This window comes from Duganella sp. BJB476, from assembly GCF_003416895.1.
Lineage (GTDB): Bacteria > Pseudomonadota > Gammaproteobacteria > Burkholderiales > Burkholderiaceae_D > Rugamonas.
In genome coordinates this window covers 148,408-174,403 of record NZ_QVIO01000008.1, presented here as the reverse complement: position 1 = coordinate 174,403, position 25,996 = coordinate 148,408, and the positions used below count along the sequence as shown (strand labels likewise).

Genomic DNA, 25,996 nt, shown 5'->3' with positions numbered 1-25,996 from the left:
GGTTAGCACAGGACAGCGATTTCATTATTATCTATCCAAGAAACATGTGCTTTTGCCACAGGAGACCACGGTTTTGATTGCGTAGAAATCTATTAAAAATATTTTGCGGATAGGCATAATTTGCAACAGTCTTGCAAGCTGGGGCCAGAAAACGGTCGCGCTGGCTAATTCTGAAAAATAAATCCAAAAGATAGGCATAATAGCTACTGGCGCGCTAAAACGTTATCAATCAGGTATCGAAGGTGGAACATGACTGCCAGCGACACACAACCCAGCATCCTGATCGTGGACGACTCCGCGTTCGAGCAGCGCATGCTGGTCGATCTGCTGAGCGAATTGCCGTATAAAGTCTCGGTGGCCGTCAACGGCCTGCAAGGCTATCAGCTGGCGCTGGCCCAGCATCCCGACCTGATCCTGCTCGACGTGCGCATGCCCAATATGGACGGCTACACCGCCTGTCGCCTGCTCAAGGCCAATCCCGTCACCGAAGACATCCCCATCATTTTCCTCAGCGGCGCCGACGCCGACGAGGAGCGCATCATGGGCCTGTCGATCGGCGGCGTCGATTTCGTCACCAAGCCGTTTTCGCCGGGCGAGCTGGCGGCGCGCATCCAGGTGCACCTGAAGCTGGCCCGCCGCGCCAGCCGCCCGAGCGCGGCGGCCGCGCCCAGCGAGACCCAGGAAACCCACGAGGCCGATCCCGACGCCGTCATCGTCAACGCCGCCAAGCGCCTGATCGCCGACAACCTGGCCTCGCTGCCCGGCCTGGCCGAAATCGCCCGCAGCGTCGGCACCTACCGCGAAAAACTGTCGCATGTGTTCCGCGAGCAGACCGGCATGACGGTGTTCGCCTTCATCCGCGAGACCCGCATCCGGCGCGGCGAGGAACTGCTCAAGGACACCGATATCGACGTCCAGGACATCGCCCTGATGATCGGATTTAACAACGCCGGCAATTTCGCCACCGCCTTCCGCGAACGGCTGGGCGTCACCCCGAGCGCCTTCCGCCAGTCCATCCAGCATAAAAAAACGCCGCACGGCTGAAGCCGGCGGCGTTGTTCAGGGAGTGCGGCGCGTCAGCGCAGGCGGAACACCGCCACCACGCCGGCCAGGTTGGCGGCCTGCTCCTGCAGCGAACCGGCCGCCGCAGCAGCCTGCTCGACCAGCGCGGCGTTCTGCTGCGTCACCTCGTCCATCTGCACGATGGCCTTGTTGACTTCCTCGATGCCGGTGCTCTGCTCGCCGCTGGCGGCGGAAATCTCGGCCACCACATCGCTGACGCGGCGCACGCTGGCCACCACCTGCTCCATCGTGCTGCCGGCCTGCTGCACCAGCGCCGTGCCCTTGTCCACCTGCTGCACCGAATCGTCGATCAGGCCCTTGATTTCCTTGGCCGCCGCCGCCGAGCGCTGGGCCAGGTTGCGCACCTCGGACGCCACCACCGCGAAACCGCGCCCCTGCTCGCCAGCGCGCGCCGCTTCCACCGCCGCATTCAGCGCCAGGATATTGGTCTGGAAGGCGATGCCGTCGATCACGGAAATGATGTCGACGATCTTGCGCGACGAAGCGCTGATCGAGTCCATGGTGGCGATCACCTCGCCCACCACCTTGCCGCCGTCGGCCGCCGTGCCGGAAGCCGACTGCGCCAGCTGATTGGCCTGGCGCGCGTTGTCGGCGTTCTGCTTGACGGTCGAGGTCAGCTCTTCCATCGCCGACGCGGTTTCCTCCAGCGAGCTGGCCTGGCCCTCGGTACGGGCCGACAGGTCCAGGTTGCCGCTGGCGATTTCCGCCGAGGCGGTGGCGATGGTGTCGGTCCCGCCGCGCACCTCGCCCACCACCCGCAGCAGGCTGTCGTTCATGGCCTTGAGCGAATGCATCAGCTGGCCGGTTTCATCGGTGCTCTGGCTGACGATGTGGCCGGTCAGGTCGCCCTCGGCCACGCGCTGGGCGATGCCCACCGCCTCTTGCAGCGGCCCGGCGACGATGCGCGCCACCGCCGTCGCCAGCACCATGCTGACCACGATCAGCAGCAACAGCGTACTGAGGATCATCTTGCGCGACATCGAATAGGTATCGGTGGCCGACTTGTCGGCGGCGGCGCTGCCGTCGTCATTGATCTTGACCAGCGCGTCGAGCTGCTCATTCACCTGGCGGAACAGCTTGTTGGAGCCGCCGCGGAACAGCGCGCGCGCATCATCCTTCTTGCCTTCGCGCGACAGCGCCGCCAGCTTGCTGCTGCTGGCCATGTAGTCGTCCAGCGATTTCTGCAGCTCGGCGTAGATGCGCTTCTCTTCCGGCTCCGACACCAGCGCCGCGTACGAGGCTTGCTGTTTGCGCAAAGTTTCCAGCCGGGTCGCCATCGACTTGTCGGTGCTGCTCATCTCGGCGTCTTCGGTCAGCAGGATATGGGTGGCTTCGGAAATGCGGTAGCGCGACAGCGAGGCTTGCATCTGCCCCAGGTAACGCACCGCCGGCATCCAGTTGGTGGCGATGTCGGTCGACGACTGGTTCACCTTGGACAGCTGGCTGAGCGAGAACAGGCCCAGGCCGCACGTCAACGCAATCACCACGCCGAACGCGACGATCAGCTTTTTGCCGATTCTTAAGTCGTAAAACCATTGCATGGTATCTCCTCTGGCAATTCCTTATGGAAATATCATGATAGAACGGGTGACCGTGAAAGTCACCCTTTCATTGCATGCAAGACGGCTTAGAACTTGGTGTTGAGCTTGAGCGAGGCAAAGCGGCCACGCGGATCGGCCTGGGTGAAGTCGAAGAAGGCGGTCGACGAATCCCAGGACGGCCGCTTGTCCGCCAGGTTTTGCACCGCCAAGGTCAGCGTGGTGGCCATACTCAACTTGCGGGACACGCTCAGGTCGAACGTGCTTTGCGGCGCCACCCGCTCGCCGGCGCGCGTGGTCTGGTCGTAGCCGTCGACATAATTCCAGGTCAGCGTGCTGCTCCAGCTGGCGATGTCCCAAGTGCCGGTCGTCACGCCGCGCCAGGCCGGCAGGGAACCGAAGTAGTTATTGCCGGCGCCATTGGTCAGCGGCTCGCCTTCCGACAGCGGCGCGGCGTAGCGGAACACCCGGCTCAGCTGCGCGTTCAACGCCAGCTTGCCGAAGGCCGCGCCGGTCCAGCTCTGGCGCAGGTCGAGGTCGATGCCGGAGGTGACGCGGTCGCCCTGGTTGCTGTATTGCAGATACAAGGTGCTGATGCGGCCGTCGGCGTCGCGCACCACCTGGCCCGGCCGGTTGGCGGCGATGATGGTGTCGGCGCTGTCGGTGCCGATCACGCCGCGCGTCTTGATGCGGTAGTAGTCGATGCCGATGCTGCTGGTGCTGCTCGGGGCGATGACGAAGCCCAGGTTGACGTTGTCCGAACGCTCGGGCCGCAGGCCGGCGTTGGCGGTGGTCACATTGGTCACGCCGCGCGCCTGCTTGGGCGCGATCGGGTCGCGCGGGTCGACCACCGCGCCGTAGCTGACCGAATTGCTGTTGGTGATCTCCGGCAGCGACGGCGCGCGGAAGCCGCGCGACACGGTGCCGCGCAACAGCAGCCAGCGCGCCGCCTGGTAGCGCAGGCTGGCCTTGGGCGAGAAGGCGTTGCCGAAGTCGCTGTAATGATCGGCGCGGCCCGCCAGGTTCAGGCTGACGTCCTTCGCCAGCGGCGCGTTCAGCTCGGCGAACAGCGCCGAGATATCGCGCTGGCCATCGATGATGTTGATGGCCGGGCGCAGCTCGGTGCCCGACAGCACGGCGCTCGACGTGTTCGAATTCATTTCCTCGCGGCGCCACTGGCCGCCCAGCGCAAATCCCAGCGGGCCGGCCGGCAAGTCCAGCAGCTCGCGCGCGGCGGAGACGTCCAGCGTGGTCAGCCTGGACTGCGCCGGACGCAGCGTCGACAGGCGCAGGCGGTTGCGCACCGCTTCGCTGTTCTTGCCCTGGTCGGCGAAGTTGTAGCTGCCGTCGGCCAGCACTTTTTCAAACTCGTAGCGATTGACGAAGTTCTGCACCGTCTCCTCCAGCGTGCTGGCCGAGCGGCCCAGCGAAGCATCGACTTCCCAACCCGCCACCTGGCCCTTGACGCCGCCCAGCGCGCGGTAGAAGTCCACCTTGTCGGCCTTCAGGCGCGGGCCCAGGTCGAACAGCGTGGCGACGAACGGCAAGGGCGTCGTGCCCGGATTGTTCGGATGGCCGACCGGCAGGGTCGCGCCTATCGTGTCGAGCTTCTTGCTCTGGTTGTTCCAGGCGCGCAGGCTGCTGCTGACGGTCAGCGGCGCGCCGAAGGTCTGGTCGGCACGCGAATAGCTGTACAGCAGGTCGGCATAGGCCGCCAGCGCCGGCGTCAGCTGCACGGTGCCGCGCAACGAGGCATGCAGGCGCTGCACCGCCGGGATCAGCGTCTTGTATTCGGCCGGATTGTAGGCCAGCACCTGGCCCTGCTTGCCCTCGGTGATGGCGCCGTAAGGCCGCAACTGCAAGGGGCCTTGCACGCCGCCCAGCAATTTGGTCGCATCGCTGCCGTAGTAGTTGGTCGGCGCCCAGGCCAGGCTGCCGTTCGGCTGGTCGCGGAAATCGCTGCCGCGCATCCAGTCGACGTCGGTCTGTTGCAGCTTGCTGCGCTGCTGCGCGTCGAGCGCGAACACCAGGCTGTAGCCGTTCTCCGCCAGTGAGCCCACGCCCGTCTGCAGCGCCGCGCGCTTGTCGGTCTGGCCCGTGCCCTGGGTCGACGCGCCGCCCTCCACCGTCACTTCGGTGCCCTTGAATTCCTGGTACAGCACGATGTTGACCACGCCGGCCACCGCGTCCGAGCCGTAGATCGACGAGGCGCCATCCTTGAGCACTTCGATGCGCTGCACCGCCGCCATCGGCAGGCTGTTCAGGTCGACAAACACTTCCTGCAAATCCTGCGCCGTCGCATACGGGCTGACGCGCTTGCCGTTGACCAGCACCAGCGTGTTCTTCTGCCCCAGGCCGCGCAGCGAGACGCCGGCCGTGCCGGCCGAGAAGCTGCCGGTGTACTGTTCGTTGTAGCTGTTGCCGCTGTTGGCCGCGATCGCTCGGATGACGTCGGCGATGCTGGTCTTGCCGCTGGCGGCGATGTCCTTGGCGCTGATGACCTGCACCGCGGCGGCGCCCTCTTTTTCGGTGACGCGGATATTCGAACCGGTGACGACGACGCGCGCCAGTTCGGCCTCTTCCGCGTGGACGAATTGCGGGAAGGCGGCGGCCAGCGCCAGGGTGATGCTGAGTGGTTTAAACATGATTCCTCTTGTTGGGGTTTCAGGGACGTACGGGCGCCTCCGGCCTGGTGGGCCGGAACGATGGACGTCGTGGGACTACGGGGGTGGTGCGGCGGGATTACAAGACGCGGCACATGCACTGCGCCATGCAGAGCATGTACAGGACGTGACGGTTTGAGGCTAAGGTGATGACGTTAATACGATGCATGGCAACAGGCCGGTGAGACTGGAGAGCCTGCACTATAAAGGCCGTCGTTGCTGAAGGGAACGAATTAAATCCTACTTGTATATGTCGATTGAATCTAAAGCCGATCTAAAGCGCGGCCATCTTGCGCTGCCAGAAGAACCAGGACACCAGCGCGTTGATCCAGTACGCAGCGTACAGCAAGGCGGTCAGGTGCAGGCCGCGGCTGGCGTACAGCGGCACCGAGATGGTGTTGACCAGCAGCCAGAATGGCCAGGTGTCGAGACGCCGCCCCATCAGCAGCAACTGCGCCACGATGCTGAACATCAGCACCGCCGAATCGATGAAGGGTGCGTAGGCGTTGGTATAGGCTTGCAGCATCAGGCCATAGGCGACGGTGGCGGCGATGCCGACGCCGACCATCCAGCCCAGCGCGGCCGGCCGGACGCGGGTGATCGACAGCGCGCTGCCGCTGTCGCCGCGCACCCAGCGCAGCCAGCCGATGAAACAGGTGACGATGAAGAACAGTTGCAGCGCAACGTCGGCGTACAGCTTGACGCTGTAGAACAGCGCGGCAAACATCGCGCAGCCGACCACGCCCAGCCACCACGAATGCACGTTGTTGCGTCCGGCCAGGACGATGGAGACCGTCATGACGACGTTGGCGGCGATTTCCAGGGGAGCGATCAACAGGAGTTCCAATCCAGCATACAGTTTTGATTGCGGCGGGCCGCTACTGCTCCAACTGTAACACGGCTTGCAGGACGGCGATCTCGATCGGCTTGACCAGGTGGACCGCGAAACCGGCCTCCTTGCTGCGCGCCTTGTCGCCCTCCTGGCCGTAGCCGGACAGCGCCAGCAGTTTCAGCTGCGCGCCGCCGGGCAGCCGGCGCAGATGGCCGGCCAGTTCGTAGCCGTCCATGCCGGGCAGGCCGATGTCGAGGATGGCCACCTGCGGCATGGCGCCGGCGGCGGCGGCGATGGCCTCGACCGGATCGTAGGCCGCGACGGCGCTGTAGCCCAGCACGCCCAGCAGTTCGACCAGCGCATCGGCGGCGTCGCGGTTGTCGTCCACCACCAGCACGCTGGCGCCGATGGCGGCGGCGGCCTGTGGCGGCGCGGCCGAGACCGAGGACGAAGCCGAGGCAGGCGAAGGCTCCGGCGCGCCCTCCGCCAGCCCATCCGGCAGCGTGATGGTGAACGTGCTGCCGCAACCCTCGCCGGCGCTGGCGGCGCTGACCTCGCCGCCGTGCATCTGCACCAGGTTGCGCACCAGCGCCAGCCCGACGCCCAGCCCGCCCTTGGCGCGGTCCAGCTGGCGGTTGCCCTGCACGAACAGGTCGAAGATATGCGGCAGCAAGGCCGGCGCGATGCCGCAGCCGTCGTCCTTGACCTGGATCTGGATGGTCTGCTGCTGCAGCCGCGTGCTCAGCGTGATGTGGCCGCCGGCCGGCGTGTAGCGCGCCGCGTTGTTGAGCAGGTTGGACACCACCTGCGCCAGCCGCGCCGGATCGCCATGCCAGCGCACGCTCGACACCTCGACCAGCAGGCGGTGCCGCTTTTGCTCCAGCAGCGGGCTGGCCATGTCGATCGCCTTGTAGAGCACGTCCGACAGCTGCACGGTTTCCTTGCGCAGCTCGACCTTGCCGCTGGCGATGCGCGAGACGTCGAGCAAGTCGTCGACCAGCCGCACCAGGTGGTCGACCTGGCGCTGGATCACGGCCTGCTCGTGGCCGGTGTCGGCGCCGCGCAGCTTCATCAGCTTGAGCGCGGTGACGATGGGCGCCAGCGGATTGCGCAACTCATGTCCCAGCATGGCCAGGAACTCGTCCTTGATGCGCGCCGACAGGTTGAGATCGACATTCAGGCGTTCGCTTTCGGCCATCGCCAGCGCCAGCGCGCGGTCGCTCTCGATCCGGCTCAGCGTGGCGCACACGGCGGCGGTGATCTGCTCCAGGAACTGGCGGTAGGGCTGGTCCAGCGGCAGCCGCGGCGACACCTGGAACACCAACGTCAGGTCGTCGCACAGTTGCAGTTCGGCGCCGTGGATGACCACCACGCCGGCCTCCGCCTCGGTGGCTTCGGCAGCCGCGCCGCGCCGCAGGCCGGCGCCGAGCAGGTCGCCCGGATTGGCGGCCACGCAATCGGCCAGCGCGCCCTGCACCTGCGCTTCGTCGCGGCAGTTCAGCAGGCTGCGCGCCAGCAGGTCCAGCGCGTGGCGACGCCGTTCGGCCAGCACCTGGGCGGTGGTCTCGGTGCACACCACCAGCACGCCGCCCACCTGGTCGGCCTCATCGAACACCGGGGTGTAGGTATAGCTCCAGTAGACATCCTCGATGCGGCCGTTGCGCCAGATCGGCACCAGGTTGTCGGCATACCACTGCGGCTCGCCGCCGTTGCGCACGCTGTCGATCTGCGGACCGATGATGGGCCAGATTTCCGGCCAGCAATCACGCCCGGCCTGCCCCAGCGCAGCCGGATGCTTGCCCTCGCCAAAGCAAGGCAGGTAGGCGTCGTTGTAGATCTGCACCAGTTGCTCGCCCCACCACAGGAACATCGGATGCACCGAGTGCATGACCAGGCCGGCCGCGGTGCGCAGCGAGGCCGGCCATTCCGCGACCGCTCCCAGCGGTGTGTGCTCCCACGCGTGGCGCCGCACCATGTCGCGCATGGGCGTTCCGGCGCCGATAAAGCGCCAGACGGGTTCGCACATGACGGTGGACAGGGCGGAGGACGATTGCGCCGGCATAGGGTTTCCAGAGGCAGAAAACCAGAGTGTAGCAACTGTGCCATACGGGGGCGCACAATAGCGCAACGTTGCCGGAATTGCTTGCCGGCACGGCGATGTCCTTGACATTCCCGCCACATCTGGCAAATTGTAGCCATCGGAGAAGAAAGGGTTGCGCCATGCAAGCGGGTTGCGTCGGTTACGTCATGGCGTTCATTTACGCGTCCGCGTTGCCGGCGCTGGCTGCGCCATGCCAGATGAAAATGGCGCTGGAGCAATGGCCGCCCTATGTGTATTCCAAGCCCGACGGCCCGCCATCCGGGCTGGACCTGGAACTGGCGCAGGCCATCTTCAAAGAGGCCGGCTGCGCGCTGCAACTGCTGCCCGAACTGCCGACCGCGCGCCGCCAGCGCCAGTTCGAGCTGGGCGGGCTGGACCTGCTGCTGGCCGCCTCCGACACCGCCGAGCGGCGCAAGTATGCGCGCTTCAGCCTGGCCTACCGTTTTGAATCGGTGAGCATCTTCACCCGCGCCGCCAACCTGCCGCGCTACCAGAACATGCGCAGCGTCGACGCGCTGGCCGGAAAAAAAGTGGCGCTACTGGCGCCCAAGGTGGGCTGGTACGGCGCGGCCTATGCGCGCGTGCAGCCGCAGTTGCAGCAGGCCGGTCAGCTGAGCACCTTCCTCAACTTCGCGCAAGGCCTGCGCATGCTGGACGCCGGACGCGCCGACCTGATCCTCGGCGACACCGCCGCCCTGCGGCACGAAGCCAAAGAACAGGGCATCTCCATCGCGCAGCTGCCGTTCACCGTGCTGCGGGCGCCGGTGCATCTGATGCTCAACAAAAACAGCACTACCCAGGCCGATCTCGACCTGCTCAACGCCGCCATCCAGCGGCTGGAGAAGCAAGGCGTGCTGGCGGAAATCCGCAGCCGCTACGGCGTTTCGTAGCCATCCCCGCCGCGCGGCGGCAGGCTATTCGTGCTGGGGCTCATGCTTCGTATCCTTGTTTCGCTCGGCCACGCGATGCGGCGGCGCCTCGGGGTGGGGATGAGCCTCGGGTTGGGCAGCCGGAGGATGCGGTGACACGTGCGCCTGTTCTTGCGGCGGCGCTTTGGGCGCAGCAGGAGGATGTGGCGCCGGTGGCGGATGCTGCGCCACTGGCGGACGCGCTTCCGCTGGTGGATGCGGCGCCGGCTGTGGATGGGCTTCAGCTTGTGGATGCGGCGCCGGCGGAGGATGCGCCGCCACTTGCTGGTACGGCACCGGCACGGGCTGCGGATGCGATTCCGGCTGCGGGAGCGGCACAGGCGGCGGACGCGATTCCGGCTGCGTGTGCAGCGCCGTCTGCGGATGCGCTTCCGGCAGCGGACGCGGCGCCGGATGCGATTCAGGCTGCGGGTGCGATTCCGCCGGCTGCGGACGCGGCGCCGGCTGCGGATGCAAAGCTGCCTGCGGCGGTATCTCCGCCTGCTTCGGATGTTGCGCCGTCAGCGGCAAGGCCGGCGTGACCGGTGCGGGAGGCTGCGCGCCATGTGCCCCGCCCTTCTGTGCCAGTTGCGGCGGCGTGGCGGGTACCGCGGGCGCCGCGGGCACGGCCGTCTTCGGCCGTTCCGCCCGCGCCATGCGGATATTGGCGGCCGCCTGGGCGGCGCCCGGCGCAGGCGTTCCAGCGTGCGCCACCGGCGGCGGTGCAACCACGGCCGGTGCAGTCTTCGCCACCACCGGCCGCGCCAGAACGGCCGGAGCCGGACGCGCGCCCCCAGCTCCGCCATGCGGCGGCGCAGGCATGGGCCGCACCGCCGCCGCAACCGCCAGCGGCGCGGCGGCCAAGGCCTGCGGCGACACCCGCACCGCATTCTGGCGCACCGGCTGCGCCTGGGCGAACGCCGTGGCCGGCATCGCCGTCACGGCCTGCCGGTTCACATAGCGCACATTGGTGATGTTGACGTTGTTGTAGACGTTGGTGATCTGCGTCTTGTTGACCACCGTATTGCTGGTATTGATGTTGGTGACATAAGTCGGGCTGGCCCGGTACGACGGCCGGTACACCTCGCGCGGCCCCAACGGGAACCAGGCCACGCCATGATGGTCCGGCCGGTCGCCCAGCAGCAAGGTCGCCGCGCCCACGAACACCACCAGCGCCGGCGCATATACCGGCCGCTGCACCACCGGCCCCGGTACCCAACCCCAGCCGACCGGCGTTTGCGCCCAGCGGCCGTAGTGCGTCACCGCGAAGCCCCAAGGCGCATCGTCAACCCAGGTCCAGCCCCAGGGTTCGACCCAGGACCAGTGGCCATCGCGATACGGCGCCCAGTCCGGCGCCACACGGGCCGGCATCCACACATTGCCGTAGCCCGGCACGTCGCGCCAGTTGCCGTTGTCGTCCAGGTCCTCGTAACCCACCACATCGCTCGACACATAGCGCGCCGCAGCCGGATGCTCCAGGCGGCGATCGCGCTGCGCCGACCACTGGTCGAAATCATCGGCCGGCGGCAACTGGCCGACGCTGAAATCCTGCAAGCCGGTACCGGTGAAGCGATAGGCTTGTCCGGGATCGACCAGGTAGGAAGTGTTGTCGCCGTAGGCCTCGCCCTGGCCGTCGATCACGGCGACCTGGGTGGCGTTGCCGGAGGCGTCCACCTGGATACGGTAGTGGCCCGGCTTGCGGATGCTGAACGCCAGGTTGGGCGTGTCGACCTCCAGCACTTCATCGGGACGCAGCTGGCGCACGCGCAAATTCAGGCGTCCTTGCGACAGTTGCAGCTGGGTCGTAGTGTCGTTGGCGTTGAGCAGCGTGACCAGCGTCTCGCTATCCATGCGCACGGCGGCCGGGCCGGCCCGCAGCTCATCGCGCGCGCCGGCCGTGGTCCACAGTCGGTCGCCCGCCACCAGCGGACGATTGATGCCTGCCGTCTGCCAGTCATCCACGCCGGCGGCGGCGTAACTCACTGCGCCGTTCACATAGGCCAGGCGCGCCACGCGCGCCGGCGGGTCGGCCAGCGCGGCGGCGCTGCACAAGCAGGCGGCGCCACCCAGCGCCAGCAAGAATCGGAATCGGATTGCCATGATGGGACTCTAAAAATAAACGTGAGTCCAACATAGCCGATCGGCGCGGTCCCTACTGTTCGTTGCCGCACGCCCGCAACAACGCGGTGTCAGTAATGGTAAGTCAACGCAGTGCTGACGATGGCCCGGTTGCGCTGCCCCACCAGCGGACTGGCCGCGGCCTGCCCGCCCAGCCGGCTCACGCGCAGCCAGGTGTCCAGCGTGTACTTGTTCCCAAGCTGCCACGTCCAGGACGGTTGCAGATACATGCTCAACACACCCTGGCGCGGCGCATACAAGGCGTTGGCCTCGACCGCGGCCTGCTGCGCGGTCACGCCGAAATATTCCTGCAAATAGCGCTGGTTGGCCAGCAGCACGCCAGCGCCCAGCGACAGCGTATGGTGCGCCGCCACCGGCGTGGACGCTTCGGTCCACAGATGCGCCCTCAGGCCCAGGCCGCTGCTACCGCTGCTGGCCATGGCGTTCGCGCCGGCGCTGATGTTGTGCTCCACGCGATAGGTGAGGAACAGGCCGGCCTCGGTGGCCAGGCCGCCGCGCTGGCCCGGCGTGTCGCTGCGCTGCTCCCTGGAACTGAAGCGCAGCTGCGGGCCGTATTCAAAGGCCGGATCGTCCGACAGGTGCCAGCCCAGTCCCAGGCCGTCCTCGCTGTTCAGGTCGAGGAAGGCGCCGCTGCTCCACTGCACCCACAGCGTCGGCAAGGCGGTGGTGGTACGGTCGCCGCTCTTGTCATGCACCAGGTCGTTCAGCGCCAGGCCGAAATAGATGTCCTGCGTATCCTCCGGCATCATCATGCGGGTCGGGCCCGCCTGCGCCGCGCCGCACACCAGCAGCGCCAGAAAAAAATTTCTCGCCATCAGATATGTCCCAGTTCCAGTCCGCGCAACACCGCGCGCACCCGGTCGCGCACGCCCAGCTTGGCCAGGATGCTCGACACATGATTCTTGATCGTGCCCTCGCTCGGCCCCAGCGCGCTGGCGATCTCGCCGTTGTTGAAGCCGGCCGCCATCAGCGCCAGCACTTCGGTTTCGCGCGCGGTCAGGCGTTCGCCGGCGTCGTGCGGCGGCATCACGCCGGCACTGCTTTCGTAGGCGCTGCGGGTGCGTTCGGTCAGCGCCGGCCGGAACACCGTGGCGCCCGCCGCCACCGCGCGGATGCCGTCGGCCAGCCGCTCCAGCGAGATGTCCTTGAGCAGGAAGCCCCGGGCGCCGGCGCGCATGCCATCCAGCAGCGCCTCATCGTCGTCGAAGGTGGTCAGCAGGATGGTCGGCGGCAGCAACGCGGCCGACTGCTGCAACAGCGCGATGCCCGACAGCTGCGGCATGCGGATGTCGAGCAGCAGCACGTCCGGCTTGGCCGCCATGGCCAGCGCCAGCGCGCCGGCGCCGTCGGCCGCCTCGGCCACCACGCGGATGTCGGGCGTCAGCGCCAGCAGGCCGCAGATGCCGCTGCGCACCAGCGTCTGGTCGTCCACCAGCATCACGCGGATGATCGCCGTCATGCCGCCCCCGCGCCGGCCGGCAGCACGATTTCCATGCCGAAGCCGCGCCGCGGCCGGTTGCCGGCCTTGAGCTCGCCGCCCAGCAGCGCCAGCCGCTCGCGCATGCCGCGCAAGCCGTTGCCCTCTTCGGTCGCGCGGCTGCCGGCGCCGTCGTCCTCGATGCGCAGCAGCACCGACACGCCGTCGTCCGCGCGCGCCAGTTCGATGTCCAGCTGGCCGGCGGCGGCGTGCCGCACGGCGTTGCTGATCGCCTCCTGCACGCAGCAGAACAGCGTGTGGGCCACGGCCGGCGAGGCGATCTCCAGCTCCGGCGCGAAGCGCAGCGCGATGCGCGGCTGCGGAATCCCGGCGCACAGGGCCGCCAGCGCCTCGCGCAAATCGATGCGCTGCGTGCCGCGCTCGCTGCCGACCACCACCCTGACCTCCGCCAGCAAGCCCTGCGCCAGCTCGCGCGCGGTGGCCAGCGCCGGCGGCGCGGCCGCGCCCGACTGGCGCAGCGACAAGTCCAGGTGCAGGTTGAGCGCGGTCAGGTGGTGGCCGACGATGTCGTGCAGGTCGCGCGCGATGCGCAGCCGCTCGGCCGAGCGCACCGTGTCGGCCAGCAGCAGCTGGGTGGCGCGCAGCTCGCCGTTGGCGGCCGCCAGTTCGATGCGGCCGCGCCGTTCAATCGCCGCCATGTGGCCAATGCCGAAGGCGATGCACTGCCACAGCGTCATCGTGCCCAGGTCCAGCAGCACTTCGCGCACCCAGCCGTCGCTGCTGGTGTATTCGCTGCCGGGCAACGGCGCCAGCACCAGCAGCACCAGCAGCAGCGCTTGCAGCGCCAGCCAGCGCAGGCCGCTGCGCAGCGCCAGCACCAGGCCCAGCTCGGCGGCCACGAGGTACAGCAATGAATGCGGATAACTGAGCGCGATCGCCATTTGCGCCGCCAGCATCGCCCGGCCCTGCCAGGCCGGCCGCCGCGCGGCGGCTGCGCTGCCGCTGGTGCGCAGCCAGAACAGCAATCCGAACAGCACCATCAGCGCCACGTAGGCGATCAGGAACAGCAGCACGGTCAGTTCGTCGCGGTCGGTGCCGGCGCGGATCGCCGACGGCGCCGGCGTGAACCAGCTGGCGCACCACAGCGCAAGCTGGCCCAGCGGCGCATCGAGCTTGATGCCGCTGAGGCGGAAATGGGTGGTGTCGAGCGCGCCGCCGACCAGGCAGCCCAGCAGGCCGATGATGCCGATGAGATTGTTCTTGAAGCGATGCAACATGGGGTTCCTGGCTGGAGCATGAGTCGGGCCATGATACGCGAGGCCACCGGGCAACAACAGTGCTGGAAGTCATGTGGCATTTCCCCCACGCGCAGGCCTTCGCGGATGAGCGCACGGCCGCGCTTTGACCTAGAATCTGCAATCCCTGAACTCGCGTCCGCGCCCGCCGATGAAAACACTGCCGTTATGGATTGCCGCCCTGCTGCCGCTGGCCGCCATCGCCGGAGGCGCCGGCGACGATCCGAAAGTGGTCATCAGCGCCGAGCGCGATTCGGAATGGAACAGCTACCGCCACGCCTACAAGGCGGCCGCCTTCTTCGCCTACTACACCCGCAGCCGGCCGCTGATCCAGGCCCACATGCAGATCCGCCCGCTCGACCCGGCCACCCCGCTCGACGGCCTGAGCCTGCACCTGGTGGGCGAAAAAACCGACACCACCATCGCGGTCGACGCCATCGGCCGCGCCGAGCTGCCCATGCTCAAGCAAGCCTACCAGGACGACGCCGTGCTGCGCCTGAACCGGCAGAAAGGCAGCTACTACTTCAGCGGCCGCTACTCGATCCGCGAGCACGCCGACGGCGTCTACGACCTGGCCGAGCTGCGCGCCGCCTGCGAGCAGCTGATCGGCGCACAGCGCGAATCGGGCTACCGCATGCGCCTCAGCGGCAAGCAATGCCTGGGCATCAAATTCGTCTATCCGGCCGGCGCCGCGCCGGAGGTGCGCATCCAGACCGACGGCCCCGGCGGCGCCCTGCCGCTGGTCGACGCCCATCCGTTCGAAGGCAACTCGATGGGCATCTACAAGGTGGCGCTGTACCGCTACGCCGACTGGCCGCAGCAGGGCAAGATCCTGACCCTGACCCCGCCGCTGGCCATCGGCACCTTGTACAACTAAGTCATCACTGGTACGCCTTGAAGAAATCGCGCGCCGCCACGTTGCAGCCGGCGAAGGCCATGTAGCCGTGGTAGTTACTCGGATCGGACGGATTGCCGTTGCCGGCGATCACTATGCGCTTGGCTTCCGCGAACAGCGCCTTGGCGCTGGCGTACGGATCGTTGGGCAGCGCCGGCGTATCGACATCGAGCACCGTCACCAGGTTGGCGGCGATGCCGTGGGCGTTGAAATAGGCTTGCGTCAGCGTGGCGTTATTGAACGGCACCTCGTCATCGCCATTGCCGCCGCACATCAGCACCGGCACGGTCGGCACCCAGGTGCGCAAATCGTTCTTGAACCAGGCGGCGCGCATCGGATGCACATGGGCGCAGTCGAGCGGCGCCGTGGCCGACGTCACCGGGCACGGATGGCTGACGATATCGTCGAGCAGCGCCGTCACGTAAGAAGACTTGAGCAGGCTCTGCTCAGGCGTGCCGTAAAAAGCTTGTTCGGACGCAGGCAGGCTGGCGTAACCCGGCATGTCGCGCGCCAGCAGGTGCGGCGGCAGCTTGCCATTGGCGATCAGCGTATCGATCGGCAGCAGCGTCGGCGCCAGCGTCTCCATGGTTGCCGCGTAGGCTGGCTGATACAGCTCGCTCGGAGCGGCGTACAGATTGCCGTAGGCCTTTTGCCAGGCGGTGAACTGCAGCGTGAATTCCAGCATCGATTCGGCGCCGATCTGGCTCAGCCCGCGCAACAGCTCGGGCGAGCCGAGGCTGGCTTCATAGCTGACGCTTTCGGCGTAGTTGCCGCTCATCGGGGCCGAGGCCGTCACGCTGATGCCTGCCGCCTGCATCGCGCGGTGAGTGGCCATCGTCACATAGCCGCCTTCGGAGTAGCCGGTCAGGAACAGCTTGCCATTCTCGCTGACCGGATGCGGCAGCTTGGCGAAGGCCTTGCGGGCGGCGGTCAGCGCATCGATCATGTCCTTGGACTGCTGGTCCGCCACGTGGTGCGGATGGTAGCTCAGGGTCGAGGTGTCGTAGCCGGCGTAGTTGGGCATGATCACGATGTAGCCCTGGGCCGCGTACAGCGCGGCGGCAGCGGCGCTGGTTTCGGCGTACGGCGCGCCGGGCGTCAGCACGCCCATGCGGATATTGCGCAGCGGCGAGCTGCCGTGGCCGTACATCAGCACCGGACGCTTGCCGCTGCAGGCCGGGTCGCTGCCGTTGGGCGCCATCAGCGAACCGGACGCGATGGTGGTTTCGCCGGCCGCGCCGACGGTGCTGTATTCGAACTGATGGAAATCGATGCTGCACTTGGGCTGGCCGGCGGCGGTCAGGATCTGCTTGCCGACGGTGCCGAGCCGGCCCAGCGCCTGCACCATGCCGGCCGGATCGAGCGACTGCGCCAACGGCGGTGGATTGAACAGCAAGGCGCCGCGCGCGCCGGACGTGTCGGCCACGCCGGTGGGCGGCGTCGGCACGTCGGGGGTCGGGGTCGGGGTTGCCGCTGCCGGTGTGCCGCCGCCGCTACCGCAGCCGGCTAGCGCCGCGAGTAGCGCCGCGACGGCGAGGGTACTGTATGTCTTGTCCATGGAGTCTCCTGAATGAGGCGGTTCGTGGTTGAACCAGCCTGCATTCTGGAGACGCACTCATGGACGCGCATGTGCCGGAAGGTAGACAGTCAGGAACGGCGCTGCTTGCGGCGCGCCATCCAGCCAAGCATGGCCAGGCCGGCGCCCAGCATCGTATAGGTTTCTGGCTCCGGTACCGCGACGACGCGGCCGATGGCTTCGAATTCCGACACGGAGAAATGGTTGTCGCCGGCGCCGGTGGTGCCGGAAATCATGAAGGCGGTGGCCGTCACCGGCGTGCCCAGCACCACGCTGCCGTTGTCCTGGCCCCAGGAGCGGTGCGGCACGATCACGGCGGCATCGTGCCAGACGTTGGACGTGTCGCGATACTGGACCAGGTAGTTGTTGTCGTTGTCGGCCTGCAGATTGAGCTGGCTGACCACCGAGGTGTGGTTCAGCGTAATCATGACCGTATCGGCGCCGACGTCGCCGGTCCAGAACACGGTGCCGGTATTCCACTGCGTGCCGATCGGCAGATAGACGCCGTCGGTGACCGTGGACGGGGCAGCCAGCGCGCCACCGAGCCAGCCGTCGCTGTTGCCGAAACCGCTACCGGTCAACGTCACGGCGCCGTTCAGCGCCACGTTGTCGGCCAGAGCACTACCGGCGCAGGCCATGCAGGCCAGCGCAATCGCAAGAGCTTTCATATCTTCTCCTTAAGCAATATAAAATTGATAAGATAAAAAATAAGGATAGCATCAGCTCGCTTATGTTCAAGTCCGGGTGTCTCGCGTGCGCGACACCGTCATGGCGGCGTGTACAGCCTGACGCCGAACACCGGCCCCGCAGTGTGGCCGGGCTCCGGATCGAAGCGCACCACCACGCTGCCCTTGCCGCTGGTGAGGCGCTCCGGCACCGGATATTCCTGGTCGATGAACACCCCCGGATTGCCGCCGTCCAGCTTGACGCGCGCTATCCGTTCGCCGTCGATACTGATGTGGAAATCGCGGTTGCGCTCCTCCCCCCAGTAGCTCGCCTGCAGCAGCAGCGGGCCGTCGGCGCACTTCATGCGGAAGCTGAAATAGCCGCCGGTGCGGGCATCGCGGCCATTGCGGCCACGGTAGGAAACGGGATAGGAGATATCCGATTGCAAGTCGTGATCGCGCTCCGGCTGCATCTCCCCCAGATGCATGACGTCCACCGAGCGCGCGGCCAGGTCCTTGAGGCGCGCCTCCTCCTTGCGGAAGCCGACTTCCGACGCGGCCCATTCGGCATCCGTATAGACATGGAAGTACACCGCCGCGCGCCGCTCGTACTGCGAGAAGAAGGGCGCAAACTTCATGTCGCCCGGCCGCCCGCTGCCAACGCTGCGGTACACGGACTTGCCCTGGTCCGCCTGCGCAAACGAAGCCAGGATGTTGGCGCCCACCAGCGCCGGCGCCAGTCCGCTGAACGGCTTGTCGGCCGCGCCCAGGTCTGCCGCCAATACCATCGGGCCGCGCAGCAGCGCCACCACACGCTCGTTGCCGGGCGTGGATTCCAGCCGCAGATCCAGCGGCAGCGACAGGCGCACGCTGTCGCCCGCGCGCCAGCGCCGCCGCAGCAGCAAGTAGCCCTTATGTTTGCTGGCGGTTTGCGGTTTTCCGTTGACCAGCACCTTGCAGGCGTCGGCCCACGACGGAATGCGCAGCGCCAGCGTGAACTCGCGCGGGCCTGCCAGGCGGCGCACCTTGAGCTCGATGTCGCCTTCGTACGGATAGCGCGTGTTCAGCTCCAGCCTTGCCGCGGCCGCCTTCCATTCCACCGTCGATGGGATGTAGAGGTTGACGAACAAGGTGTCGCCGTTCTCCCAGTAGACCGAATCGCCGTGCTTGGCGTGGCTCTCCATGCCGGACAGCACGCAGCACCAGAAATCATTGTCCTCGCTGGAATATTCACGCGCCACGCCGGACATCAACGGCGTCATGTACGTGAACATGCCGGTGCGCGGATTCTGGTGCGCGAGGATGTGGTTCAGATGCGTACGCTCGTAATAGTCGAAGTAAGCGGCATCGGGCGCCCAGCTGTAGAGGTGACGCGTCATCTTCAGCATGTTGTAGCTGGCGCAGGCTTCGCAGGTCTGCTCGGTGATGTGGGCGGCGATGCTGTCCGGCGCGGAGAAGTATTCGCGGTCGCCGTTGCCGCCGATGACATAGCTGTGGTGCTGCGTGACGCGCTTCCAGAAGAAATCGACGGCGTCGGCGTCGCTGCGGCGGCCGGTCAGCTCGTGCAGGCGCGCCAGGCCGATCAGCTTGGGGATCTGCGTGTTGGAGTGCAGGTTGGCCAGCTCGTCGCGGCCTTGCGTCAAGGGCAACAGCACCTTGACGTGATACAGCCGCTGCGCCAGCGCCAGCCAGCGCTTATCGCTGGTACGCGCATAGAGCTCGGCAAAGCTTTCGTTGATGCCGCCGTGCTCGCAGGCCAGCACCTGCTGTACCTGTTCGTCGCTGAGCGCGGCAAACACCTTGTCGATATAGCCGGCGAGACCCAGCGCCACCTGCAGCGCCTGCTCGTTGCCGGCATGGGTCTGCGCGTCGAACAGGCCTGCGAAGACCTTGTGCCAGTTATACAAGGGCACCCAGCAGCCATTCAGGTCGAAGCCTGCGGACCTGATCTCGCCGCGCATGATCTCAGGGAAGATTTCCTTGCCGTCCACTACCACGCCATCCTGGCGCTTGCGCATGAAGCCAGCCGCATAGCCGTCGCCATGCGCCTGCTGCACGCGCGCCAGTTCGGCGACGATGTAATCGATGCGCGGCTTCAGCGCCGGATTGCCGGTTTGCGCGTGCATCAGCGACAGCGCGGACAAATAGTGGCCCAATCCTTCGCCCGCGATGGTGTCGGATTCCCAGCCGCCGTAGATGGCGCCCTTGGTCGGCAGGCCGGCAAAGCGGTGGTAATTGTGCAGGAAGCGGTCTGCGCTCAGGCGCAGCAAATAAGCCTGGTTGGCTTGCAGCGCGTCGGCGTAGACGGAAGGCAGCAGGCGGACCGACGACAGCGGTAGCGCTTGGGCGGTCAGCGGCACGCCGCTAGCCGTGGCGCCGCTGGCGGTCGTGGTCCAGCCGGAGATCAATCCCAGGCCGGCGGCGCCCCGCAATATCTGTCGACGATGCATACGTACCCCATGATAGATGGCTATCCACTAATGTACGTGCAGGAACGCCGGCCGTCTTGTGGCGACGCCGCTAAAAGGATGACGAAATCGGCACAATCCGGCGTGAGCCGCTCACCAACCCATTTTCTGGCGGATGAGCGTGGTCAGCTGCGCCGCGTTGGCCTGGTGCTGTTTGACGCGCGGATGACCGCCGAAGCCGGTCCATGGGAACACGATGGTATCGATCCGCCGATCGCCGCCTTGCCGGATCTGGTCTACCGCCGCGCGCACATAGCCCGGCCACTTGGAGCCTTCCTGCACCGCATCCATGCTGCCCAACGCGCACACGATGTAGGCCTTCGGATACAGCGTGCGTATCTTCTGCACGAAGGTGCGATACGCCTGCACACGCTGCGCGTCGTCCGGCGGCGGCGACAGACGCTTCTCGCGGTCGATCAGCCAGCGGTCGTTCTGGAACAGGTTGATCACCACCACGTCCGGCGTCCACGAACGGAAATCCCATTGGGTGTCGTTGTTGCCGACGGCGCTGAGCTGGTCGTAAAAATCCGGCATGGTGAACGGGAACCAGCTGATCATCACGCCGATGCCGCTTTGCGAGATGATGTGTGCCTCCGCCTCCAGCGCCCGCGCCGTGATCGAGGAATAGGACATGAAGTTGTTCTTGTCCTTGACCAGATGATCCGGCCCGTCGTCCGGCGACTCGTTGCCCATGCCGGTGGTGATGGAATCGCCGAAGAATTCGATATGGCGCAGCTTGCGCGCCGGCGGCGGCAGCAACTTGCCGCCATCGGCCAGCTCCAGTCCCTGGAACACCGTGCCGCCCTCCTCGCCCTCGGTGCGCTTGGTGATCAGGAAGCGGTGCGCGCCCGGCTCCAAGCCATCGGCCACCGCATAAGTCTTGCTGCCCTGCGCGGCTTCGATGACCACCGGCTTGGCCAGGTCGCCATCGATGAAGACGTTGAAGAAGTTCTTGCCCAGTTGGTCGTCCAGCTTGACCGCCAGGCTGGCGCCGGTGAAGTTCCCTTCAATGCTGGTGCCGGGCCACGACAACATGGGCCGCGCGCGGTCGGCAAAGTCGATGCGCCCGGTGTACTGCAACTGCGCGTCGTCCGGCTGGACCGCCACGCCGGCCAACGCCTGCCCGGCCAACGACAAGGCCACCAAAACTGTTTTGAACTTCATCCTGATCCTGAATTGTGTTTATTCGAGAGTATTGGATAAAAAAATAGCAATACAATCGATCGCTGCCCTGGATTTCCTATCGACTTTTCTGCCACACACTGAAGAGAGGAATAAATAATTATGACTAGCGAATCATATATCCATTTGCCAGAGGACCAATACCGTCACCACGTAGGCAACGTCCCGGTCCATGCGGAGTGGTGGTGGCATATCGGCACTCTCCGCCATGAAAACCGCGTATTCGGATTTGAAATCAATGCGGCCGGTTTTGCGCCGAAGGGGGCGGATCCGCACTTCTTGTTGGCCTACATCATGCTCACCGACGTGCAGGAAAAGCGTCACTATCAAACCGTGAATGGATTTCCCTGGAACGATAATTGGGCGCAGGCAGACACGACGAAACCCTGGGCCGTCAACGTCGGTCCGGCTGGCCAGCCGGGATCGATCGCCATGAGCGCCGATAAGACGCCGCTCTCCATGAACGTCAAAGCCCAATTCAAGGATGCGACCTTCAATACCACGATAGACTTCGACCTCAACTTCGTGGCCAAGCTCCCGCCGCTACAGGTGTTTGGCGACGGCCGATCCCCGGTGGTCGACCCGGAGGGGAAAACGCCGCTTGAGCGGCATAACTTCTACTACTCCTTCCCCAAGCTGGAAGCGAGCGGCAGGATAGCCATCAACGGTAACGCCATGAAGGTGCATGGAACAACGTGGATGGACCACGAGTACGGCGCCTGGCCTGGCAAGTCCTTCAGATGGATATTGCAGGACATTACGCTGACCGACGGCACATGTCTTTCCGTCTTCACCGGCCCGGACGTCAAGATCATCGAGAATCAAACGGTCAAGGCCAATGTCACGGTGCTGGGCCTGGATGGTGTATCGAGGTTCTCGCACGATGCGCTCGTTACGCCATTGAGCCCGGCGTGGAAAAGCCCAAGCGGCGCCACTTACTTCCCGAATGTGAAAGTTGAAATTCCGCCGCTACGCGCCGAGTTCATCGTCAAGAGCCTGGTGTCGGACCAGGAATTCTGGAATCCCCAGATACCGGGTTCGCAGGTCTATGAAGGCGTCGCGGTTGCTGAAGGCCGCTACCACGACAAGCCGGCGCACGGAACCGCGTGGAACGAACAACATCTGTTCGAGTAACGCTACCGTCCTGCTTACGCTCCTGCGGCGGGGCGTGCCAGCGTCATGAACACCTAATCGGTTCCAGGGAGCCGCGTCCCGGCATTCGGCGAGGACGCGGCAATTTCCCCCATTCAAATCAGCAAACAAACAATTAAACGCAGGAAACTGAAGGCGTCAGTTCTCCATAATTTCCCGTGCTCCTAGTTACCTTTCAGTGAAAATTGGTGAGAATTTCCCATCGGGAAATATATATCATGCTGTGAAAATACCGAATCTATGCCCCATCGTAAACACAAGGAAAAAAATGATCGATCTGGACACACAGAAAAAAATATCTGAAATAGAAAAACTCAATGCTGAGAAATGGAAAACGATCGGAGGCTTGGCAGTGGGTGCGGCAAGCACTGTAGGCTTGGTTACCATATTTATTTACTGTTTCTTTGTCGCGCATTTTTTTCCGACCGGCCTGAAAATCGGCGACACCCTATTTTTTATTTTCGCTATGTTGGGATTGTCACTGACAGGTATAGTGCTGTCAGGATTTGGCATGATGGCATATGTGCCCTGGACAAACCGCCTGCCTGAGCCATCGCTTCCGGCAGGATCGACGGTGGCTAGCGCTCCGCCCCTAAGTACAGCGAACAAGAAAATCAGCGAAGCTTTGTTGATAGGCCTCCCTCTTTGCATACTGGGCTTGGTTCTCTGCGTTCGCGCACTCTCTTTCCATTTGTTTGAATCTGCTGCTGCGGCGCCAATTTCAATTTCCTGGGCAATTGTCGGCATTGTCCTTACCGCGATCGCCTATATCGCCGCCACCTATTTCTTATGTCGTAGCATCGGCACCGCACTGGTGTCGGTTGCTCCAGGCCTGATGTTTGCGATAGTAACCGGCCTGCTATCTGTCCTTTTTTCTACTACCTGGCCTGCATTGGTGTTTACCGCAGGCTTATTGCTCGGCGGCCTCTCCATGGCGCTCGGACTGGATCTGCTGAATCTTCCTATTCCGGAGACTACGGAGGATTTCGAAAAAAATCGCCGCAAGAAAAGGGTCGCAGGCACCCTTCTCATCATTGGCGTCATCATCCCGTACTTGGCTTGTGGCATAGACGGAAAAATACTGAACTATGTGATGTCCAGTTTAGGGGTATATACCGAACATGCAACGCTAGTCGTAAATAAAGCCGAGTTCGGGAAACTCCAGACCATAGCGGATGCAAAAGGAATTCGTTTGTATAGCTGCAGGATGGATGATGAAAGTGCGGCGGTCAGTGACGTCAGGATCTGGTGGCACGGCGCAGGCGAACGCAGCTACGTCGAAGTAGGCGCATATGCCCCCCCTAAGGAAAAGACATCCGTGCAAAATAGCGGCGTACGTGTCGAACTAGACAGTGCAGGCGTACGTAAGTCGGAAAGCCGGATGAACACCTCCTGTATCGAACTGCGACGAGGGATCTATTTCGAATCGAACAAGTCAAAGCTCACTCCCGATCAATGGAAGCTGGCCGAGCCAATTGTGAACGAGTTTTTCAAGGTAAAAACTGCGAACGACAGTATTGTTGTAGTCGGCTATGCAGATCCTCGGCCTAGCAATACAGAAAGCAACTTCAAGCTAGCGCATGACCGAGCGTGCGACGTCTACAATCATTTAACCGCAGCCAAACTCAACGCTGAAAATAATGTCTTAATCGACATCCGTGGTGATATGGACGGCATGTCAGCCTGCAGCGCCAAGGATGGCGTCGCGCGCGAACGCGCATGCGAAGAACGCAACCGTCGGGTGGAGCTTCGATTGATCAGCTCAGGCGGAGAGGAAGTAGTACGGTCCGCTGCAGCGAACGCTACCGAGGTCTGCAAATAAGCGAGTATGCCTAAAGAATTTACGGTGAGGCGATGGCGCATTCGACCGCGGCACCGGCCATCGTAGCACTTGTCCTTACAGCCCAACACTCGATCGAAAAGGAAAAACAAGAATCATGCTTATCTCATTGGCTCAGTTCCGTTCCTTGGTGGACCAAACGAAACCGCAGCTATCGAACGATACTCCCCCCGAAGTGGCGAAAGCCTTTGTCGGGCTTCAGCACGAGTTTTACTATCAGCGACGCCGCGTAGGCGACATGCTCCTCAAACAGGTGAAGGCTAGCTTTACGTCAGGACACCGGAACGTCTTTTCCCATTGCAGTAAGCTGCTCCGTGAACTTATCCATGACCATGAAGCCAACGACGCCGTTCGCGATCCATACTTTGAGATATTAAAGACGATGCAGGACACCATCCGCGGCGCCGAATATGATCCGCAGGTCGAAGGGGACTGGACAGCAGCGGTACAGGCCGCAGTGAATTATGTCGAATGGAACGGACTAACTTACCTCAGCCTGTATGAGCAACTCCATGCCGCTGAAATCCACCAAGCGCGCACCAAACGCAAGATCAAATCGGCGCGCAAAGCGGGCCGGACCGGAAATACAGACCAAGTATTGGGCGACCAGCAAAAACGCGCGATCGCAAGAACCATCGAGATGAATTTCGTGAAGCACATGGGCGCTGGTTATGTAGCGGAGCAAGTCTTCTCCTTGTTGGCTACAAAATTTGATACCCTTCAGCAGCGTTATCATGAAGTGAATCAGTTCAGCCCCGGGCCACAACAAAATCCCCCCCGTCTTCCGATTGGCCTGCTCCTGAATTATGCGGCAAAGTATGCATTACCGAAACGGCCGCTAAGAAAGAACCAAGCGGACTGGAAAAACCTGCTTAACATTAGCATCGACTTTGCCACCGCTTATGATGTCCGACCGACGAGCAATCTGGATTCAATTCATGTGGACCAACGGGGCATGCTTCCGTTCTTGAGGCGACTGGCCATTTACGATGCCATGTTCACACTTCAGCAAACGCGGCCGACCGATATCGTAAGAATTATTTGTGGTCTCATTTCAGGACTACGAAAAGCGAAGAAATTTCCTGCACATCTAGATCCAGATGTCCGCGAACTATTACAAGTGATCGAAGCGTTGCAGACGGTCATTGCGAATCGCAGTGGTCCGGTAAGGATCGAATCTAAGGATGTAGCAAAGGTCTGCACGGCTATTGCAGAATCCAGAGTGTCGGAACTATTACAAGACGTCTTTGCGCATCCGGCAGAAACTTCCAACAAGAACTTCACAATCCCAGATGAAGTGCCAGACGATAGCCTTCCCCGGGATGAGCGTGCAGGACCAAACTTCGGTGACCGCCCTTTGCTGACGCTACAACGAGATCAGTATCTGCTCCTTGATCATTCCGTCAATGCACCCGCAATGATCGAAGCAGTACTGACACGACTTCGTCAGGTTGGGTTGGATGGCGACATCGGATACGGCATTGAGGGATTGCTTCACGATGAACTGACATCGAAGTCGTTTGCAACCCAGACCGGTAAATACAGGGCCGGCGGAAAAACGTGGGAATGCGACGTTGTGCTCGAAACAGACACACAGATCTTCTTCATAGAGACAAAGAAGAAGTCGTTGACGCGCTCCGCAAGATCAGGATTCGACGTCGCACTCCTAGTGGATATCACTGATAGCATCGTCAGCGCGACTATCCAGGGACTGCGTCATGAATTGCAGATCAAACAGAACAGCTTCATCGAACTGACACAGGAAGATGACAGCATTGTGCGCATTGAACTACGCGATCGGAAAGTCGAATGCATTGCCGTGACGTTGCCGGACTATGGCAGTTTCCAAGATCGCATAGTTCTGCATAAGATTCTTGAAAATGGAATGAAGCTATCCTTCTCGACAGAAGATAGGGATTTGCAGAAAAAACTCGATAAGGTGAATAAGAAATTAGACGAGTTACGAGCCATCACCAAGGACCTGTATCAGCAGGCGAACCAACCCGAAAGGTGGAAGCCATATTCGCACTGTTGGTTTCTAAGCGTTCCCCAATTTCTGATACTGCTAGACGACGTTTCAAGTCCAGAAGATTTCGCCAATGCGTTGAACCTTATTCGGAACAAGTCCACCGGAACAAATGACTTTTACTTCGACCTGTATTGCGCCAAGCAACGCTTGACCATGTTCAACGGTATGTGAAATGCAATAGTTCTGAAGTAA

Annotated in this window: 18 protein-coding genes; 6 read left to right on the top strand and 12 right to left on the bottom strand. The window is 63.7% G+C overall.

The features are described 5' to 3' along the window. The first annotated feature begins 249 nt into the window (after positions 1 to 249). Positions 250 to 1,044 (top strand): response regulator, encoded by a 795-nt coding sequence (locus tag D0T21_RS26600; RefSeq protein ID WP_116992690.1) that lies wholly within the window; start codon positions 250 to 252, stop codon positions 1,042 to 1,044. 32 nt (positions 1,045 to 1,076) lie between these two features. Here the strand turns inward: D0T21_RS26600 and D0T21_RS26595 are convergent, their stop codons facing one another. The 4 genes from D0T21_RS26595 to D0T21_RS26580 form a co-directional block, all read right to left on the bottom strand. Continuing rightward, positions 1,077 to 2,624, bottom strand: coding sequence for a methyl-accepting chemotaxis protein (locus D0T21_RS26595; protein ID WP_116992691.1), 1,548 nt, complete (start codon positions 2,622 to 2,624; stop codon positions 1,077 to 1,079). Between the two features lie 86 nt (positions 2,625 to 2,710). Beyond that, positions 2,711 to 5,266: a TonB-dependent receptor gene (locus D0T21_RS26590; RefSeq protein WP_116992692.1), complete on the bottom strand. Its 2,556-nt coding sequence runs from the start codon at positions 5,264 to 5,266 to the stop codon at positions 2,711 to 2,713. Positions 5,267 to 5,558: 292 nt separating this feature from the next. Then, positions 5,559 to 6,119, bottom strand: a complete 561-nt coding sequence (gene pnuC / locus D0T21_RS26585; RefSeq protein WP_116992823.1) for a nicotinamide riboside transporter PnuC — start codon at positions 6,117 to 6,119, stop codon at positions 5,559 to 5,561. 43 nt (positions 6,120 to 6,162) lie between these two features. After that, entirely contained in the window at positions 6,163 to 8,178 is a 2,016-nt protein-coding gene (locus tag D0T21_RS26580; protein WP_158568055.1) for a hybrid sensor histidine kinase/response regulator, read from the bottom strand. A 185-nt stretch (positions 8,179 to 8,363) separates the two neighbouring features. On the opposite strand from D0T21_RS26580, the gene D0T21_RS26575 reads away from it, so the two are divergent. Beyond that, positions 8,364 to 9,107 (top strand): ABC transporter substrate-binding protein, encoded by a 744-nt coding sequence (locus D0T21_RS26575; protein WP_116992824.1) that lies wholly within the window; start codon positions 8,364 to 8,366, stop codon positions 9,105 to 9,107. Positions 9,108 to 9,131: 24 nt separating this feature from the next. On the opposite strand, the gene D0T21_RS32770 is transcribed toward D0T21_RS26575, so the two are convergent. The 4 genes from D0T21_RS32770 to D0T21_RS26555 form a co-directional block, all read right to left on the bottom strand. Next, positions 9,132 to 11,225, bottom strand: coding sequence for a DUF6600 domain-containing protein (locus tag D0T21_RS32770; protein ID WP_116992694.1), 2,094 nt, complete (start codon positions 11,223 to 11,225; stop codon positions 9,132 to 9,134). A gap of 89 nt (positions 11,226 to 11,314) precedes the next feature. Beyond that, on the bottom strand, positions 11,315 to 12,079 hold the full coding sequence (locus D0T21_RS26565) for a MipA/OmpV family protein (RefSeq protein ID WP_116992695.1): 765 nt from the start codon (positions 12,077 to 12,079) through the stop codon (positions 11,315 to 11,317). Further along, the gene (locus D0T21_RS26560) at positions 12,079 to 12,723 is read right to left on the bottom strand and encodes a response regulator transcription factor (RefSeq protein ID WP_116992696.1); all 645 of its coding nucleotides are present in this window, start codon (positions 12,721 to 12,723) and stop codon (positions 12,079 to 12,081) included. Before D0T21_RS26560 ends, D0T21_RS26565 begins: the two co-directional genes overlap by 1 nt. Next, the gene (locus tag D0T21_RS26555; RefSeq protein ID WP_116992697.1) at positions 12,720 to 13,979 is read right to left on the bottom strand and encodes a sensor histidine kinase; all 1,260 of its coding nucleotides are present in this window, start codon (positions 13,977 to 13,979) and stop codon (positions 12,720 to 12,722) included. Before D0T21_RS26555 ends, D0T21_RS26560 begins: the two co-directional genes overlap by 4 nt. 169 nt (positions 13,980 to 14,148) lie before the next feature. Here D0T21_RS26555 and D0T21_RS26550 point away from each other — a divergent pair, with 169 nt between their 5' ends. Further along, a complete protein-coding gene (locus tag D0T21_RS26550) occupies positions 14,149 to 14,874 on the top strand; it encodes a hypothetical protein (RefSeq protein WP_116992698.1) in 726 nt (241 codons plus the stop codon). A 4-nt stretch (positions 14,875 to 14,878) separates the two neighbouring features. Here the strand turns inward: D0T21_RS26550 and D0T21_RS26545 are convergent, their stop codons facing one another. The 4 genes from D0T21_RS26545 to D0T21_RS26530 all read right to left on the bottom strand — a co-directional run bounded on the left by D0T21_RS26545 (position 14,879) and on the right by D0T21_RS26530 (position 20,765). Continuing rightward, entirely contained in the window at positions 14,879 to 16,450 is a 1,572-nt protein-coding gene (locus D0T21_RS26545) for a S9 family peptidase (RefSeq protein ID WP_116992699.1), read from the bottom strand. A gap of 89 nt (positions 16,451 to 16,539) precedes the next feature. Next, complete coding sequence (locus tag D0T21_RS26540; protein ID WP_116992700.1) at positions 16,540 to 17,136, bottom strand: PEP-CTERM sorting domain-containing protein; 597 nt, start codon at positions 17,134 to 17,136, stop codon at positions 16,540 to 16,542. A gap of 98 nt (positions 17,137 to 17,234) precedes the next feature. Then, positions 17,235 to 19,583, bottom strand: coding sequence for a glycoside hydrolase family 127 protein (locus D0T21_RS26535; RefSeq protein ID WP_116992701.1), 2,349 nt, complete (start codon positions 19,581 to 19,583; stop codon positions 17,235 to 17,237). Positions 19,584 to 19,694: 111 nt separating this feature from the next. Further along, entirely contained in the window at positions 19,695 to 20,765 is a 1,071-nt protein-coding gene (locus D0T21_RS26530; RefSeq protein ID WP_116992702.1) for an SGNH/GDSL hydrolase family protein, read from the bottom strand. Between the two features lie 120 nt (positions 20,766 to 20,885). Here D0T21_RS26530 and D0T21_RS26525 point away from each other — a divergent pair, with 120 nt between their 5' ends. The 3 genes from D0T21_RS26525 (at position 20,886) to D0T21_RS26515 (ending at position 25,975) form a co-directional block, all read left to right on the top strand. Beyond that, a complete protein-coding gene (locus D0T21_RS26525) occupies positions 20,886 to 21,917 on the top strand; it encodes a lipocalin-like domain-containing protein (protein WP_116992703.1) in 1,032 nt (343 codons plus the stop codon). 286 nt (positions 21,918 to 22,203) lie between these two features. Further along, positions 22,204 to 23,757, top strand: coding sequence for an OmpA family protein (locus D0T21_RS26520; RefSeq protein ID WP_116992704.1), 1,554 nt, complete (start codon positions 22,204 to 22,206; stop codon positions 23,755 to 23,757). Between the two features lie 115 nt (positions 23,758 to 23,872). Continuing rightward, complete coding sequence (locus D0T21_RS26515; protein ID WP_116992705.1) at positions 23,873 to 25,975, top strand: hypothetical protein; 2,103 nt, start codon at positions 23,873 to 23,875, stop codon at positions 25,973 to 25,975. Positions 25,976 to 25,996: the final 21 nt, after the last annotated feature.

Excerpts from the sequence above, each read along its gene's own strand:
- D0T21_RS26580 (WP_158568055.1), bottom strand. The coding sequence starts at position 8,178 with ATGCCGGCGCAATCGTCCTCCGCCCTGTCCACCGTCATGTGCGAACCC.
- D0T21_RS26530 (WP_116992702.1), bottom strand. The coding sequence starts at position 20,765 with ATGAAGTTCAAAACAGTTTTGGTGGCCTTGTCGTTGGCCGGGCAGGCG.
- D0T21_RS26540 (WP_116992700.1), bottom strand. The coding sequence starts at position 17,136 with ATGAAAGCTCTTGCGATTGCGCTGGCCTGCATGGCCTGCGCCGGTAGT.
- D0T21_RS26545 (WP_116992699.1), bottom strand. The coding sequence starts at position 16,450 with ATGGACAAGACATACAGTACCCTCGCCGTCGCGGCGCTACTCGCGGCG.
- D0T21_RS26575 (WP_116992824.1), top strand. The coding sequence starts at position 8,364 with ATGGCGTTCATTTACGCGTCCGCGTTGCCGGCGCTGGCTGCGCCATGC.
- D0T21_RS26555 (WP_116992697.1), bottom strand. The coding sequence starts at position 13,979 with ATGTTGCATCGCTTCAAGAACAATCTCATCGGCATCATCGGCCTGCTG.
- D0T21_RS26515 (WP_116992705.1), top strand. The coding sequence starts at position 23,873 with ATGCTTATCTCATTGGCTCAGTTCCGTTCCTTGGTGGACCAAACGAAA.
- D0T21_RS26535 (WP_116992701.1), bottom strand. The coding sequence starts at position 19,583 with ATGCATCGTCGACAGATATTGCGGGGCGCCGCCGGCCTGGGATTGATC.
- D0T21_RS26520 (WP_116992704.1), top strand. The coding sequence starts at position 22,204 with ATGATCGATCTGGACACACAGAAAAAAATATCTGAAATAGAAAAACTC.
- D0T21_RS26550 (WP_116992698.1), top strand. The coding sequence starts at position 14,149 with ATGAAAACACTGCCGTTATGGATTGCCGCCCTGCTGCCGCTGGCCGCC.
- D0T21_RS26525 (WP_116992703.1), top strand. The coding sequence starts at position 20,886 with ATGACTAGCGAATCATATATCCATTTGCCAGAGGACCAATACCGTCAC.
- D0T21_RS26590 (WP_116992692.1), bottom strand. The coding sequence starts at position 5,266 with ATGTTTAAACCACTCAGCATCACCCTGGCGCTGGCCGCCGCCTTCCCG.
- D0T21_RS26560 (WP_116992696.1), bottom strand. The coding sequence starts at position 12,723 with ATGACGGCGATCATCCGCGTGATGCTGGTGGACGACCAGACGCTGGTG.
- D0T21_RS26565 (WP_116992695.1), bottom strand. The coding sequence starts at position 12,079 with ATGGCGAGAAATTTTTTTCTGGCGCTGCTGGTGTGCGGCGCGGCGCAG.
- D0T21_RS32770 (WP_116992694.1), bottom strand. The coding sequence starts at position 11,225 with ATGGCAATCCGATTCCGATTCTTGCTGGCGCTGGGTGGCGCCGCCTGC.
- D0T21_RS26595 (WP_116992691.1), bottom strand. The coding sequence starts at position 2,624 with ATGCAATGGTTTTACGACTTAAGAATCGGCAAAAAGCTGATCGTCGCG.
- D0T21_RS26600 (WP_116992690.1), top strand. The coding sequence starts at position 250 with ATGACTGCCAGCGACACACAACCCAGCATCCTGATCGTGGACGACTCC.